Raw genomic sequence first — 15,943 nt, forward strand, 5'->3', positions numbered from 1 at the left:
CCAGCCCCGTCTCGCCCCGTAAGGGACAAAAACACGTAACCAGCTCAGTTCATTGGCGTCGGGGGGAAGGCTGTTTTGCGTTCAAGCTCAAGCTTACTCTTGTTGGCGAGCCTGTATGCCGTACCGCAGCCTGCATCCGCCCAGCGCAAGCCCGATCCGGTCGAGCAGGCGCGCAAGGACCAGACGGCAAAGACCGATCCCGCCGCCCCGGTGAGCGGCGGCCCGATCATTCCCGACTCACAGTTCAAGGAAGCGCTGCCGGCGATCGATGGTGATCTGAACCAGCCGCTCGCACCGATCCAGAGCATCGACTCGATGCCGGCTGAGCCGGCGACATCACTGTCCCCGGCCGTAACACCCGCAGCCCCGGCAACTGCACCCCAGGCTGTCGCGACGCCCGCGGCCAACGATCCTACGCTTATCCAGCCCCTGCCCCCGCTCGCCGGGTTCGACGTCGAGCCTCCCGCTGTCACGACCGCGGCCGAAATTGCCGATACCCCGCCCGAGCTCCGGTACTCGGTGAAGATCGAGGGTCTCCAGGCGGTCGATCTCGACGGCACCTTCCGCTCGTTCTCGGCGCTCGACAAGGGCGACGGCAAGGGCGCCAACGGCGCCGTGATTTCCGCCCGGGCAAAGGAAGACGAGGGACTTGCCCAGCGGCTGCTCCGTTCCCAAGGCTATTATGACGGGGTCGTCTCCTCGCTGGTCGAGCCGGTGCCGAACCAGCCGGGCCGGGTCACCGCGACGATCACCGCCGCACCCGGCACCCGCTACACACTCGGCTCCATCGTCATCGAAGGAGCGGAGACGGTCCCGCCCGGCCTGGTCCGGAGCGCGCTCGCGCTGCGCACCGGCGACCCGATCGTCGCGAGCGCGATCGAGGCGGCGGAGGGTGGCGTCGCGCTGCAGCTGCCGCAGCAGGGCTATCCCTTCGTCAAGGTCGGCGAGCGCGACATCGAGCTGGACGATGCGACTCACCAGGGCGCCTATACGCTGCCGGTCGATCCGGGGCCGCGATCGTCCTTCGGCACCTATTCGACGACGGGCAAGCTCGCCTTCGACGCCACGCATGTCGGTGTGCTGGCGCGCTTCAAGCCCGGCCAGCTCTATGACGACCGCCAGGTGAACGACCTGCGCGAGGCGCTGGTCGCGACCGGCCTGTTCGACAGCGTTGCGGTCGAACCACGCCGCACCGGCCGCACCGCAGCCGACGGCACCGAAGTGGTCGATCTGCTCGTCACCCAGAATGCCGGCAAGCCACGCCGCCTTGCCGCGACCGCGGGGTATTCGACCGGCCAGGGCCTGCGCCTCGACGCAAGCTGGACCCACCGCAACCTGTTCAGCCCGGAAGGGTCGCTGACCTTTGTCGGCACCGCCGGTACGCAGGAACAGGGGCTCGCCGCCACATTCCGCCGCGCCAATGCCGGACGGCGCGACAAAACGGTGCTGCTCGGCGTGACCGCGAACCGTCAGGATTTCGACGCTTACAAGGCGCTGACGATCGGCATCAACGGCAAGATCTCGCTCGATTCCACCCCGATCTGGCAGAAGCGCTGGACCTGGGCTTATGGCTTCGAACTGCTCGGATCGCGCGAAGACACGTTCCAGCCGGCGACGGGCAAGCGCGATTACCAGAATTACGGCATCTTCGGCGTCAACGGCCAGCTGGCCTTCGACAGCACCAATAGTCTGCTCGACCCGACCAAGGGCTATCGCGCGATGATCCGCATCAGCCCGGAGACGTCGCAGACCCAGGGCAGCAATTATCGCTATGTCCGCGCGCAGGTGGACGGCAGTACCTATTATCCGGTGTCCGACAGCCTGGTGGTGGCTGGCCGCATGCGGGTCGCCTCGATCGCCGGGGCACCGCGCGACGCCATCGCGCCATCACGGCGGCTCTATGCAGGCGGCGGCGGATCGGTGCGTGGCTTCGGCTATCAGCAGCTGGGCCCGCGCGATATCAACAATGATCCTGTCGGCGGGCGCAGCCTGGTCGAAGGGGCGATCGAGGCGCGGTACCGCTTCGGTGACTATGGCATCGTGCCGTTCTTCGATGTGGGCCAGGCCTATGCCTCGACCCAGCCTAAGTTCAGCGACCTCCGCTACGGCGTGGGCATCGGCGCGCGCTACTACACCAATTTCGGCCCGGTCCGTTTCGACGTCGCCACGCCGCTCGGCCGACGCAAGGGCGAATCCAAGGTCGCGATCTACATCTCGATCGGGCAGGCCTTCTGATGACCGAGATTGAGACCGCCGCACCCGCGCCGCGCCGTTTCACGGTCGGGCGTGTCGTCAAATGGGTGGCGGTCACGATTGCCACGCTGCTGGCCCTCGCGGTGCTGGCGGTGGTCGCGCTCAACACCGATCCGGGCCGGCGATTCCTGGTCGGCAAGCTCTCCGGGTATCAGCTGGCATCCGGACTCAAGATCGAATTGGGCCGACTCGATGGCTCGCTCTACGGCAAGCTCACCATCCGCGACCTGAAGATCAGTGATCCCAAGGGCGTATTCGCGACCGCGCCGCAGGTCGATCTCGACTGGCGTCCCTTCGCCTTCATCGGCAACCATGCCGATATCCGGTCGGCCAGCGCACCGCTGATCACCCTCGCCCGCCTGCCCGAGCTCAAGGCGGTGCCGAGCGATCCCAATGCCCCTACCCTGCCCGATATCGATATCGACATCGGCACGCTGAAGGTCGACCGGCTGGTGCTCGGCGCGCCCGTCACCGGTACGCGGCGTCTGATGACGCTCGATGCCGTGGCGCACATCGCCGATGGCCGCGCGCAGATCACCGGCAATGCCGCCGCGCTCGATGGCGGCGACCGGCTCGCGCTGAAGCTCGATGCGGTGCCCGACCAGGATCGGCTGATCGTTGACGCGCGTCTCAATGCGCCGGCCGGCGGGATCGTCGCGGGCATGGCGGGTCTCAAGCAGCCGCTGATCGCGCAGATCGACGGGCGCGGGAGCTGGTCCTCCTGGCAGGGCAAGGCGCAGGCGCTGCTTGGCGGCAAGCCTCTGGCGGCGCTCGACCTGACCGCGCGCAGCGGCACCTTCACCGCGCGCGGACCGCTGCATCCCGGACTGATCCTGGCCGGCCCGGTCGAGCGGCTGACCGCGCCGGCATTGGTCGTCGATCTCACCACGACCCTGGCCAATCGCCGGGCGAACACAAAATTGTCGGTGCGCTCGGATGCGTTGGCGGTGACCGCGAACGGCATGATCGATCTCGCGCAGAGCCGGTTCGAGGGCATGCAGATCGAGGCGAACCTGCTCACCCCCGGATCGATCGCGCCGAACCTCAACGGCCGCGACGTGCGTGCCTCGCTCCGGCTTGACGGCACCTTTGCCCGGCCGCTGGTCGATTACAAGATCAGCGCAGCGGCGATCGGCTTCGACAAGACCGTTGTTCAGGGCCTGTATGCCGAGGGCCGCAGCCGCGTGGATGCCGACCGCATCATCGTGCCGGTCTCGGGGCGGATCGCACGCGTAACCGGGCTGAATGCGGCCGCCGGCGGGCTGTTGACCAACGTGACGGTCAATGGCGAGTTCGCGATGTCCGGCGACACCATCCTGTCGGACAATCTGCGCATCCGATCGCCCCAGATCGACGCCACCGCGATCATCGTCGCCGACCTGTCCACCGGCATCTACCGCGCCGGGCTGAAGGGCCGGGTCAATGATTATCGCATTGAGGGCGTCGGCATCGTCAACCTGACGACCGACATGAAGATCGTGACGGTGCCGTCGGGCGGGTTCGGCCTGCAAGGCCGGTTCGGTCTCACGACGGTGAAGATCGACAATTCGGGCGTGGCCGATTTCCTCGGCGGGCGCGCCGCGATCGCCGGCACGATCAGCTTTGACCCCAAGGGCGTGTTCCGCGTCCAGAATCTGCGGGTCGGTGCGCCGAAGTTCAGCCTGACCGGCGGCCAGGGCAGCTATCTGCCGGACGGGCGTATCGCCTTCACCGCGCAGGGCCGTTCCACGCAATATGGCCCGCTCTCGCTTGCGGTGTCGGGCACGGCCGAACGACCGCTGATCCGGTTGCGCGCGAGCCGCCCGAATGTGGGCGTCCAGCTCAGCGATGTCGAAGCGGTGATCCGCGGGACCGGCACCGGCTATGCGGTCGTCGCGACCGGCGGATCGCCCTACGGGCCGTTCAATGCCGATGTGCTGATCCGCACCGGCAGGGGACCGCTGACCATCGACATCAACCGCGCGCGCTTCGCCGGGGTCGATTTCGCCGGCACTATCCGCCAGGCACCGACCGGACCGTTCGTCGGCAAGCTGACCGCGAACGGGTCGGGTATCACCGGCACGGTCGACCTGTCGGCGGTCGGTGCGATCCAGCGCGCCCAGGTGTCGGCCCGCGCCAATGGCGCGCATATCCCCGGCCAGGCCAAGCTGGTGATCGAGCGTGCAATCGTCGAGGCGACGATCACCCTTTACGCCAAGGCGCCCGAGATTCTCGCCGATGTGCAACTCGCCGGGGTGCGCCAGGGCGAGTTCTTCCTTCAGGCGGCCCGCGCGAAGGTGAACTATCAGGGCGGCCGCGGTACCGCCCAGCTCGTCGCCAACGGCCAGAGCGGCGCGAGCTTCCGCATCGCCGCCAATGCCCAGCTCTCGCCCGACCTGTACCGGGTCGCCGCGCAGGGCCAGGTCGGCACCGTCACCTTCCGTCTCGCCCAGCCGGCAGTGATCCGCAGCGAGCGGGGCACTTATGTGCTGGCGCCGGTCGCGGTCGTCGTGCCGCAGGGCCAGGTCCGCATCGCTGGACGCTATGGCAAGACGCTCGAGCTGCAATCGCGCTTCGACAATTTCGACCTCGCGATTCTCAACACCTTTGCCGCCGGCGCCGGCATCGGCGGCCGCGCGACCGGCAGCCTCGATTATGTCCAGGCCGGGTCCGGCATCCCACGCGCCGACCTCCGCCTCGATATCAAGAGCTTCACCCGGTCAGGTGCGGCAGTTGTATCGACCCCGGTCGATATCTCGGCACTCGGCACGCTACGTCCCGAAGGCGGCACACTGGCCGCCCTGATCAAGCGCGGCGGCAACGCAATCGGACGGGCGCAGGTGCGGCTGCAGCCGGTCGGCGATGGCGACTGGACGACGGCGCTGATGAACGCGCCGCTCGGCGGCGGCGTCCGCTACAACGGCCCGGCCGATGTGCTGTGGAGCCTGGCCGGCATGGCGAACCAGTCGCTGACCGGCCAGATCGGTATCGCCGCGGATTTCTCGGGCCGCATCTCCAGCCCGCAACTCACCGGCGTCATCCGCGCCAATGCGCTCGCCTATGACAACGAGACCTATGGCACGCGGATCAACGCGATCAAGCTGACCGGACGCTTCACCAACGATCGGTTAGAGATCGCCGAATTCACCGGGCGTGCCGGCAAGGGCACCGTTTCAGCGAGAGGCAGTGTCGGGTTCGGATCGGACGCGGGCTTCCCGATCGATATCCGCGCGACCCTGGCCAACGCACAGCTCGCGCGCAGCGATGCGCTCGGCGCGACCGTCTCCGGCGAGATCGCCGTCACCAACAGCAAGGCCAATGGAGGCCTTGTCTCGGGCACGTTGAACCTTCCCGAGGTCCGCTATGAGATCATCCGCCAGGGTGCCGCCGAAGTGGCGGAGCTTCAGGGTGTGCGCCGCAAGGGCACCAGCCGTGCCCAGGCGGCGAAGGATGCTGCGGAGGCGGCGGCCGGCGTACCGAGCCTGTTCAAGCTCGACCTGCGTATCCGCGCGGACAACCGCCTGTTCGTAACCGGCATGGGCCTGGAGAGCGAATGGCGCGCCGACCTGCGGATCGGCGGCACCTCAGCCACGCCTGAGGTGGTCGGGGACGTCGATCTGGTCCGCGGCACCTACAGCTTTGCCGGCAAGCGTTTCGATCTCGACCAGGACAGCGTGATCCGCTTCGAGGGCGGCCCGGTGACCAACCCGTCGCTGTCGATGAAGGCGACCGCCACCCTGTCGGGCACCGCGATCACCATCAACATCGCCGGCCGGGCGCAGAACCCGCAGATCAGCTTCAGCTCCTCGCCGAATCTGCCGCAGGACGAACTGCTGTCGCGCATCCTGTTCGGCAATTCGATCACCGAGCTGTCGCCGATGCAGGCGATCCAGCTCGCGTCAGCGCTCAACTCGCTGCGCGGATCGGGCGGCGGGCTGAACCCGCTCGGCAAGCTGCGCTCGGCCTCGGGCATCGACCGACTGCGTGTCCTCGGCGCCGACGAGGCGACCGGTCGTGGCACCTCGGTCGCCGCGGGCAAGTACATCTCCAACGACATCTATGTGGAAATCGTCACCGACACGCGCGGCTTCACCGCCACCCAGCTCGAGATCGCGCTGTCCAAGGCGCTGAGCATCCTGAGCCAGACGGGCGGATCGAACGGGACTGCGATCAACCTGCGCTATTCGAAGGATTATTGACGGGCCGGCCGGCCCGTCAGCATTCGACCACGTTGACCGCGAGACCGCCCAGGCTGGTCTCCTTGTATTTGGAGCGCATGTCCTCGCCGGTCTGGCGCATCGTCTCGATCGCCTGATCCAGACTGACGATGTGCGTGCCGTCGCCGTCGAGCGCGAGATAGGCGGCGTTGATCGCCTTCACCGCGCCCATCGCGTTGCGCTCGATACAGGGCACCTGGACGAGACCGCCGATCGGATCGCAGGTGAGCCCGAGATTATGCTCGATACCGATCTCTGCGGCATTCTCGATCTGGGCATTGCTAGCGCCGAGCACCGCCGCCAGGCCGGCCGCGGCCATCGAGCAGGCGACGCCGACCTCACCCTGGCACCCCATCTCGGCCGCCGAGATGGAGGCGCGTGTCTTGTAGAGCATGCCGATCGCGGCCGCGGTGGAGAGGAAGATCCGGATTCCCTCGCGCGTCGCCGGTCCTTCGAAGGTCTCGTAATAGCGGATCACCGCGGGGATGATGCCGGCGGCACCATTGGTCGGGGCCGTCACCACCCGGCCGCCCGCCGCATTCTCCTCGTTCACCGCAAGCGCCCATAGGCTGACCCACTGGATCGTGTGCGATGGCGCGCCGCGTTCGGAGCGCGAGATCAGCGCCTCGTGCAGGCCCTTGGCGCGGCGGCGGACATTCAGGCCACCGGGCAATATGCCGTCCTTGACCATGCCGCGATCGATACACGCACGCATCGCATCGGCGACGCCGTCGAGCAGCGCATCGGTCTCGGCGGGGGTACGCCAGGCAGTGTCGTTGCGGCGCACCAGCTCGCTGATCGAGATGCGCTCGAGCGCCGCCGCCGCCAGCAGTTCTTCGCCAGAGGTGAAGGGATGGCGCACCGCGACATTGCCAAGCTCCGGCCGCTCGCCACCGCGCCGTATCGTGCCGCCGCCGATCGAGTAGTAACGCAGCGTCTGCACCGTGCCGTCGGGGAACCAGGCCGTCAGATCGAGCGCGTTGGGATGTTCCGGCTCGAAGCGCTGGGGATGAAAATCGATGCCGCCTTTACCGTCCAGCTCGACCGGATAACCGCCCTCGCCCGCCCCGCGCCCCAGCGGCAGGGCATCGTCGGCGCGGAAATCCGCGACCAGCGCCGCTGCGGCTTCGGGATCGACTGTCTCGGGTTCCCAGCCCGCCAGCCCGAGCAGGATTGCGATGTCGGTGCCGTGCCCGATGCCGGTCAGGGCCAGCGAACCGTACAGGCTGCAACCGACCTTCGTCGCGCGATCCGGCAAGGCGAGGATGGTTCGCGCGAAATCCGCCGCGGCGCGCATCGGCCCGACCGTGTGCGAGCTCGACGGGCCGATGCCGATGGTGAACATCTCGGCGATGCTGATCGGACGATGGCGCGGATTTGGGGGAGTCGGTGTCACGGTCACAAAGGGCATGCTCCAGTCGGGCGCTGCGAGCGCCGTTGCATGCCCCCTCTGTCCCTTGCGCCTGAGATCGTTATCCCGTCGGCGGGTGCCGTGGCACCACTCTCCAGAGTGTCTGTGTCGCGCGGTCCTTTTGCCTGAGAGTTTCCGGGGCGGTTGCTCCTTCGGCGCCAGCCTAAGCCGATCTCTCCCGTGCGACGGCCGATAGGTGAGCGAGCACCGGCGGTAAGTCAATCGGCTCCCGATCAGGATGCCCAGGCGGCGCGAGATTCCGGTACGGGAGCTTTTCGTTCGTCGACCAGGGACTGGATGAGGTCGCGGTCGTCCGGCGTGGCCGGGTTATAGACGATCAGGCTCAGGTCCGGCCGGCCATCCACCGCAAAGGCGGAATATTCCAGGGCAATCAGGCCGACCTCTGGATGGCGGAGATGCTTCGTCCCGTCGCCATGCGTCTGCACGTCATTGTCCCGCCACATCGCCGCGAATTCGGGGCTCTCCCGGCAGAGTTCGTCGACCAGCGGTGCGACTTCGGCATCGGCACCCGCGCGGGCAGCATCAATCCGGAAAGAGTTCACGACGAAACGGGCCACCGATTCCCATTCGGGCTGCGCCGCGCGAACGCGATCGTCGCGGAAGAGCAGGCGCAGGATATTGCGCTGATCGGGCGGGAGCGTGCCGTAGTTGGTGAGGACGACCTCCGCCGCACGGTTCCAGGCGACGACATCCCAGGTCGCGGTCCGCACGATGGCCGGACTGCAGGTCAGCACGTCGAGCAACCGCTGCAGCCGCGGCGTAATCGAGTCGCTGCCGCGATACTGGGCGGCGGGCGGGCGGCCGAGTCCGAGCAGGAACAGATGCTCGCGCTCGACCTCGGTCAGGGTCAATGCCGTTGCGATCCGGTCGAGCACCTCGGCCGAGGGTTTCCCCCCGCGCCCCTGTTCGAGCCAAGTGTACCAGGTCGGGCTGATATTGGCGCGCTGTGCGACTTCCTCCCGGCGCAACCCGGCGGTTCGCCGCCGCCCGGCGAAACCGAATGAAGCCGGATCGAGCTTCGTGCGCCGGTTTCTGAGATAGGTGCCAAGTATGTTGTTGTCGTCGGTCATCGCGCATCCTGTTGATGATTATACCAGGATAATGTCCCTACTTTACCTGCATACCTCGCACGCCGACAAGAGCCGTATCGAGATACTGGAGTTGAACAGATGCGTGTATTCGTAACGGGCGCCACCGGTTGGGTCGGCTCGGCCGTCGTCGAGCAATTGGTCGGGGCCGGCCATCAGGTCACCGGCCTCGTCCGCTCTCCGGAGAAAGCTGCTGCGCTCGCCGCGGCCGGTGCCGACATCGTGGCCGGTACGCTCGATGACCTCGATATGTTGCGCGACGCCGCCTCGGCAGCGGATGCCGTAATCCATACCGCTTTCAATCACGACTTTTCCCGATTCGCCGAGAATGCGCGGCAAGATCAGCGGGCCATCGAGACGCTGGGCGACGAGCTGGCTGGCTCCGGGCGCCCCCTGCTCGTCACGTCGGGCGTCGCATTGCTCGCGCCGGGCCGGGTCGCGACCGAGGCGGACACGCCCCCGTCCGATCCGTTCTACCCGCGCAGATCGGAAGCGGCGGCGATAGCACTGGCGGCACGCGGCGTCCGCGCTGCCTCCGTCCGGCTCGCGCCCTCGGTCCATGGCGTCGGCGACCATGGCTTCATCCCGATCCTGGTAGCCCTGGCGCGCGAGACGGGTGTATCCGCCTATATCGGCGATGGTCTCAATCGCTGGCCGGGCGTGCATCGGCTCGATGCGGCACGCCTCTACCGTCTTGCACTCGAACAGGGCGCCACTGAACCCACCTACCACGCGATCGCCGACGAAGGGGTTGCCTTCAAGGACATCGCCGGGGTGATCGGCCGTAGGCTCGGCGTCCCGGTCGAATCCCGTGGCCGTGACCATTTCGGCTGGTTCGCGGATTTTGCGGGTGCCGACATGCCGGCATCGAGCGAGCGCACGCGGTCTCTCCTTGGCTGGGAACCGACCGGCCCGGACCTGCTGAGCGATATCGACCAGCCGGACTATTATGCCGCCTGATCAGGCAAGGTCAGCCTGAACGCCTGACAGGCAGCGACGAATTCCGGGAGCGCCTCGCACCGTGCGGCGTGCTCATCGAGCGCGACCCAGCCGTCCATGACGAACTGGTCCGACAGCGCTTCGCTGACGAAGCGGTGCATCGTGCCGAGCAGGACGTCGGCATGGCTCATCGTGTCACCGAGCAGCCAGACCGTCTTTGCGGCGGCTCGCTCGCGCTCGAGCAGGTCGAGCGTGTCGATCACCTGCGCACGGCAGCGCTCGACCCACATCTTGTGCCCATCCCGAAACGCGCGCTCATAGACCAGGCTGACAGCCTTCTCGGCCACGCCGGCGGCGAAGGCGCAGGTCCGGAGCATTGCGCGACGATCATCACCGCGCCGGGTGAGGAAGGCGCGATCGGGACCGACCATCTCGTCCAGCGCATCGACGATCGCGCTGCTGTCGGTCAGGGCGATGCCGGCGTCATAGACCAGGGTCGGCACGCGGCGCAGCGGATTGTAGCGTGCGATCTCCTCGACATCGCCAAACGCCGAGAGCGGCGCATGGCGATAGGGCAGATCGTAGAGTTTCATCGTCACCGCGACGCGGCGGACGAAGGGCGAATCATATTGTCCGATCAGCAGCATGATCCGCCCTACCCTTCTTCCTACCAGACCTTCACGCGCGCATTTGGTTCCAGATACAGCTTTTGGCCCGGCTGCACGTCGAACGCCTTGTACCATGCATCGAGGTTGCGCACCGTCTTCGCGCGGAAGGCGCCGGGCGAATGGCCGTCGGTCGCAACCTGCTGCCGCATCGCCTTCTCGCGGGTCTTTTCGCGCCAGCTCTGCGCGAAGGCGAGGAAGAAGCGCTGGTCGCCGGTCAGTCCGTCGATCACCGGCGCCTCCTTGCCGCCGAGCGAGGCGCGATACGCTTCATAGGCGGCGGTCAGGCCGGCCACGTCGGCGATGTTCTCGCCAAGCGTCTGCTCGCCGTTGAGGTGAAGGCCGGGCAGCGGCTCATAGGCATCATATTGCTTCGCCAGCGCAGCGCTCTGCTCCTTGAAGTGGGCAAAGTCGGCCGGAGTCCACCAGTTGCGCAGCTTGCCGCTGGAATCGAATTCGGCGCCGGTATTGTCGAAGCTGTGGCTGATCTCATGTCCGATCACCGCGCCGATCGACCCGTAGTTCGCCGCCGCGTCGGCCTTGGGATCATAGAAAGGCGCTTCAAGAATCGCCGCCGGGAAGTTGAGTGCGTTCTGCAGCGGCAAATTGACCGCGTTGACGGTCTGCGGCGTCATCCACCACTCACCCTTGTCGGGCGCCTTGCCGATCTTGCCGAGCTGATGCTGGTATTCGGCAAGGCGCGCGCGCTCGAGATTGCCGAGCGCGTCGTCGGCCTTGATTTCGAGCGATCCGTAATTGCGCCAGGTGTCGGGATAGCCGACGCCGACACGCATGGTCTGGATCTTCTTGCGTGCCTCGGCCTTGGTCGCTGGGGCCATCCAGGTCAGGTTCTCGACCCGCTTGTCGAAGGCGCCGAGGATGTTCTTCACCATGCCCTGGATGTCGGTCTTCGACGAGGCGGGGAAGAATTTCTGGACATAGATCTGGCCCACCGCGTCGCCGAGATTGGTGTTCACCGCGCCGATCGCCCGCTTGTCGCGCGGCCGCGGCTGCTGCGTGCCGCTGAGCGTCTTGCCGTAGAAGTCGAACGACGCATCGTCGAACGCCTTGGGCAGCACCGCGGTGACGGTGTTGAGGTGGTGGAAGGCCATCCAGTCCTGCCACGCCTGGAGCGGCTCGCTCGCGACCAGCGCCGAGAGCTTCGCGGTCGGCGCGGGATGCCAGACGATGAAATCCTGCTGGCCCGTCAGCCCGGCGCCCGAGAAGAAGGCGTTCCAGTCAAGGCCGGCGGCCTTTTTCGCGAAGTCGGCCTGCTTCCACGGGTTGTTCGCCTTGTGCACGTCCTGCGTTTCGACATAGCCGGCATGGGCAGTGGCGATCTTGGTCTCGAGCGCCATCACGCGGTCTGCGCGCGCGGCGGGATCGCTCAGGCCGGCGAGCGTGAGGATCTTCGTGATATAGGCCTTATAGGCGGTGCGGATCTGCGCCATCTCGGGCTTGGCCGAGACATAATAATCGCGCTCCGGCAGGCCGATGCCGCCCTGGAGCAGATAAGGCACCGTCTGCGAGGGATTGTCGAGCGCCTGGGTGACGAACAGGCCGAACAGATGCTCGGTCTTGAAGTTGGTCGCGTTGAGCGGATCGACATCGGCGCGCAGATCGGCGCCGAGCGCCTTGGCCAGCGCTGTCTTGTCGGCGATCGCGGCGATCGCGTCCAGCTCCGGCTTGATCGGCGCAAGGCCGCGCTTCTCGATGCCGGCGGTGTCGAGATAGGCGTTATAGAAATCGGCGATCCTGCGCTGATCGGTGCCGGCGGCTGCATTGGCCTTGGCTGCCTCGGCGATGACCTGTGCGTTGCGCCCTTCGGCCACGTTGAACACCTGAAGGAAGATGCCGGTGCTCGACCGGTCGGCCGGAATCTCGGTCTTCGCGCGCCAGCCGCCATTGGCATATTCGTCGAAATCGTCTCCCGGTTTTACTGCCTTGTCGAGCCCGGCCACATCGACGCCGATCGCAGTCCCGGCGACCGGCGTGGTCGCGCTCTGGGTGCAGGCGGTGGTGGCGAGCAAGGCAGCGAGAAAGATCGTCGAACGCTTCATGGGATAAACCTCTCCAAGGTGTATGCCGCGGGAGATACACCTGCGATTCTGGTTACGCCAGATACCTCTCTCGGCCCTGCGCATGCCGGCCGGCATCGTTTTATCCCACGGGCGTCGCTTCCCATTCGCGCGCTCGCTGTCTAGTCAGGGGCCAAGATGAGGATAAAAACATGAGCGCGCCGGCTCTGGACACCAAGCTATCGCCGGAGAGCGAGACCTTCCGCGCCAACGCAGCGCACAACCGTGTTTTGGCCGAGCGGCTCCGCGCCGATGTCGCGCGCACGGCACTCGGCGGCTCCGAGAAAAGTCGCGAACGGCACACGTCGCGCGGCAAACTTCTACCGCGAGAGCGCGTCGAGCGGCTGCTCGATCCGGGATCGCCCTTTCTGGAGATCGGGCAGCTCGTCGCGAATGGCCTGTATGACGACGAGGTGCCGGGCGCGGGGGTGATCGCCGGCATCGGCCGCGTTTCCGGGCGGCAGGTGATGATCGTCTGCAACGACGCCACGGTGAAGGGCGGGACCTATTATCCGCTGACCGTGAAGAAGCATCTGCGCGCGCAGGAGATCGCCGAGGCGAACCGCCTGCCCTGCATCTATCTGGTCGATTCGGGCGGCGCGAACCTGCCCCACCAGGCCGAGGTGTTTCCGGACCGCGATCATTTCGGCCGCATCTTCTTCAACCAGGCGAACATGTCGGCCAAGGGCATCCCCCAGATCGCCTGCGTGATGGGCAGCTGCACCGCGGGCGGCGCCTATGTGCCGGCCATGTCGGACGAGACGGTGATCGTGCGCAACCAGGGCACGATCTTCCTCGCGGGCCCGCCGCTGGTGAAGGCGGCGACGGGCGAGGTGATCTCGGCCGAAGAGCTTGGCGGTGCCGAAACCCATGGCCGCAAGTCGGGCGTGGTCGATCATGTCGCCGAGAATGACGAGCATGCGCTGACCATCGTGCGCGACATCGTCTCGACACTCCCTGAGAACCGGAAACCGGACATCGCACTGAAGGAGCCGCGCGCGCCGAAGTTCGACGCCGAAGAACTGTACGGGATCGTGCCCTCCGACGTCCGCGCGCCTTACGATGTGCACGAGGTGATCGCGCGGCTGGTCGACGGCAGCGAGTTCCACGAGTTCAAGGCGCTGTACGGTTCCAGCCTGGTGTGCGGCTTTGCGCATATCTGGGGCATGCCGGTCGCGATCCTCGCCAATAACGGCGTGCTCTTCTCGGAGAGCGCCGTGAAGGGGGCGCATTTCATCGAGCTGGCGTGCCAGCGGCGCATCCCGCTGCTGTTCCTGCAGAATATCTCGGGCTTCATGGTCGGCGGCCGCTACGAGGCGGAGGGCATTGCCAAGCATGGCGCCAAGCTCGTCACCGCGGTGGCAACCGCGAGCGTGCCSAAGATCACGGTGCTGATCGGCGGCAGCTTCGGCGCGGGCAATTACGGCATGTGCGGCCGGGCCTATTCGCCACGGTTCCTGTTCTCCTGGCCCAATAGCCGGATCAGCGTGATGGGCGGCGAACAGGCCGCCTCGGTGCTCGCCACGGTGCACCGCGATGCGGAGAGCTGGAGCGAGGAAGAGGTCGAGGCGTTCAAGGCGCCGATCCGCCAGAAATACGAGGATGAAGGCAATCCCTGGCACGCGACCGCCCGGCTATGGGACGATGGCATCATCGATCAGGCGCAAACGCGTGACGTGCTCGGCCTGGCGTTCGCGGCGACGCTGAATGCGCCGGTTCCGGAAAAGGCGTCGTTCGGCGTGTTCAGGATGTGATGGCTATTGGCGAAACTTTATTCCTCCCCGGAACGGGGAGGGGGACCGCGCGTAGCGCGGTGGAGGGGCTGGCAGCGTGCTGACCGGGCCTGCTCAGACCGTTCGCAATGCACGACGCTTGCGCAAAGAGTTGACCCTGCCCGAGGTCCTTCTCTGGACGGCGTTACGTACGCGACCGGCTGGCCTCAAATTTCGCCATCAGCATCCAGCGGGCGTCTATGTGCTCGACTTCTTCTGCGCGAGCGCGAAGCTGGCGATCGAAGTCGATGGCGAGGCGCATGGGCGAGGCGACCAGCCTGCCAAGGACCAGGTTCGCGATGCCTGGCTTGCGCGTGAAGGCGTTCGGGTGCTTCGAGTACCGGCTCGCGCCGTTCTCGATGATGTGGCGGCCGTAGTTGCCTTCATTGTGGCGGGCGTTTTGCCCGACCAGCCCCTCCACCATGCTTCGCATGGTCCCCCTCCCCGTTCCGGGGAGGAACTTTTGTCTGGAGCCCCCGAATGTCCCTGATCCTTGCCGTTCTCGTCCAGATCACGCCGATGCAGCCCATGCCCAAGGGTACCGGCCTGCCGCCGCCCGGCACGGATGAGGGCGCGGTGATGGCGCCGATCAACGCCCTGTTCGCCGGGCTCGCCCCGCGCGCCACGCGCTGCGAGGGCTGACTTGATCAAATCCCTGCTCATCGCCAATCGCGGCGAAATCGCCTGCCGGATCATCCGCACCTCGCGGGCGATGGGCGTACACACCGTTGCGGTCTATTCGGACGCGGACGCCAGGGCGCTGCATGTGCGCCAGGCGGACGAGGCGGTGCATATCGGCCCCTCCCCGGCGCGCGAAAGCTATCTGGTGGGCGAGAAGATCATCGCCGCTGCGAAGCAGACCGGGGTCGAGGCGATCCACCCCGGCTATGGCTTCCTGTCGGAGAATGCCGATTTCGCCCAGGCGGTGATCGATGCCGGCATCATCTGGGTCGGCCCCAGGCCGGACAGCATCCGCGCCATGGGCCTGAAGGATGCCGCCAAGGAGCGGATGATCGCCGCCGGCGTGCCGGTCACGCCGGGATATCTTGGTGAGGACCAGTCGCCCGAACGGCTTGCGGCGGAGGCGGCCAAGGTTGGCTATCCGGTGCTGATCAAGGCTGTCGCCGGCGGCGGCGGCAAGGGCATGCGGCGGGTCGACGCGCCAGAGGATTTCGCCGACTCCCTGCTTTCCTGCCAGCGCGAGGCGGCATCGTCCTTCGGCAACACCCAGGTGCTGATCGAGAAATACATTCTCTCGCCCCGGCACATCGAGGTGCAGGTGTTCGGCGACAGCCATGGCAATGTCGTCCACCTGTTCGAGCGCGACTGCTCGCTCCAGCGCCGCCACCAGAAGGTGATCGAGGAAGCCCCTGCCCCCGGCATGGACGAGACGACGCGGGAGGCGATCTGCGCCGCAGCGGTGAAAGCGGCGCAGGCCGTCGACTATGTCGGCGCCGGCACCATCGAGTTCATCGCCGATGCGAGCGAGGGCCTGCGCGCTGATCGCATCTGGTTCATGG

General features: G+C 66.7%; 11 protein-coding genes and 2 riboswitches. Of the genes, 7 read left to right on the forward strand and 4 right to left on the reverse strand.

The window, feature by feature from the left end; genetic code table 11:
• The first annotated feature begins 99 nt into the window (after window positions 1–99).
• Window positions 100–2,235 (forward strand): autotransporter assembly complex protein TamA, encoded by a 2,136-nt coding sequence (locus tag AC1DT7_RS17095; RefSeq protein ID WP_478037233.1) that lies wholly within the window; start codon window positions 100–102, stop codon window positions 2,233–2,235.
• On the forward strand, window positions 2,235–6,431 hold the full coding sequence (locus AC1DT7_RS17100; protein ID WP_478037234.1) for a translocation/assembly module TamB domain-containing protein: 4,197 nt from the start codon (window positions 2,235–2,237) through the stop codon (window positions 6,429–6,431). Before AC1DT7_RS17095 ends, AC1DT7_RS17100 begins: the two co-directional genes overlap by 1 nt.
• A gap of 16 nt (window positions 6,432–6,447) precedes the next feature.
• On the opposite strand, the gene AC1DT7_RS17105 is transcribed toward AC1DT7_RS17100, so the two are convergent.
• Both AC1DT7_RS17105 and AC1DT7_RS17110 read right to left on the reverse strand, forming a co-directional pair.
• Entirely contained in the window at window positions 6,448–7,860 is a 1,413-nt protein-coding gene (locus AC1DT7_RS17105) for an L-serine ammonia-lyase (RefSeq protein ID WP_478037235.1), read from the reverse strand.
• 35 nt (window positions 7,861–7,895) lie between these two features.
• Window positions 7,896–7,962: riboswitch (glycine riboswitch) on the reverse strand.
• 1 nt (window position 7,963) lies between these two features.
• Window positions 7,964–8,051: riboswitch (glycine riboswitch) on the reverse strand.
• A gap of 42 nt (window positions 8,052–8,093) precedes the next feature.
• The gene (locus AC1DT7_RS17110) at window positions 8,094–8,951 is read right to left on the reverse strand and encodes a helix-turn-helix transcriptional regulator (RefSeq protein ID WP_478037236.1); all 858 of its coding nucleotides are present in this window, start codon (window positions 8,949–8,951) and stop codon (window positions 8,094–8,096) included.
• Window positions 8,952–9,050: 99 nt separating this feature from the next.
• On the opposite strand from AC1DT7_RS17110, the gene AC1DT7_RS17115 reads away from it, so the two are divergent.
• A complete protein-coding gene (locus tag AC1DT7_RS17115) occupies window positions 9,051–9,929 on the forward strand; it encodes an SDR family oxidoreductase (RefSeq protein WP_478037237.1) in 879 nt (292 codons plus the stop codon).
• On the opposite strand, the gene AC1DT7_RS17120 is transcribed toward AC1DT7_RS17115, so the two are convergent.
• Together AC1DT7_RS17120 and AC1DT7_RS17125 are read right to left on the reverse strand one after the other, a co-directional pair.
• A complete protein-coding gene (locus AC1DT7_RS17120) occupies window positions 9,917–10,555 on the reverse strand; it encodes a glutathione S-transferase family protein (RefSeq protein ID WP_478037238.1) in 639 nt (212 codons plus the stop codon). The two genes, AC1DT7_RS17115 and AC1DT7_RS17120, sit on opposite strands and share 13 nt — an antisense overlap.
• A gap of 20 nt (window positions 10,556–10,575) precedes the next feature.
• Complete coding sequence (locus AC1DT7_RS17125; protein ID WP_478037239.1) at window positions 10,576–12,633, reverse strand: M13 family metallopeptidase; 2,058 nt, start codon at window positions 12,631–12,633, stop codon at window positions 10,576–10,578.
• A gap of 170 nt (window positions 12,634–12,803) precedes the next feature.
• On the opposite strand from AC1DT7_RS17125, the gene AC1DT7_RS17130 reads away from it, so the two are divergent.
• The 4 genes from AC1DT7_RS17130 to AC1DT7_RS17145 form a co-directional block, all read left to right on the forward strand.
• Window positions 12,804–14,405: a carboxyl transferase domain-containing protein gene (locus tag AC1DT7_RS17130; protein WP_478037240.1), complete on the forward strand. Its 1,602-nt coding sequence runs from the start codon at window positions 12,804–12,806 to the stop codon at window positions 14,403–14,405.
• Between the two features lie 76 nt (window positions 14,406–14,481).
• Window positions 14,482–14,913 carry an endonuclease domain-containing protein gene (locus tag AC1DT7_RS17135; RefSeq protein ID WP_478037241.1) on the forward strand — a complete coding sequence of 144 codons (432 nt, stop codon included), beginning with the start codon at window positions 14,482–14,484 and terminating at the stop codon, window positions 14,911–14,913.
• On the forward strand, window positions 14,904–15,065 hold the full coding sequence (locus tag AC1DT7_RS17140; RefSeq protein ID WP_478037243.1) for a hypothetical protein: 162 nt from the start codon (window positions 14,904–14,906) through the stop codon (window positions 15,063–15,065). The genes AC1DT7_RS17135 and AC1DT7_RS17140 overlap by 10 nt, the downstream gene beginning before the upstream one ends.
• A 1-nt stretch (window position 15,066) precedes the next feature.
• On the forward strand, window positions 15,067–15,943 hold an 877-nt coding region (locus tag AC1DT7_RS17145), incomplete at its 3' end, for an ATP-binding protein (RefSeq protein ID WP_478037244.1).

It is taken from the genome of Sphingomonas sp. P3_C6 (assembly GCF_056402595.1).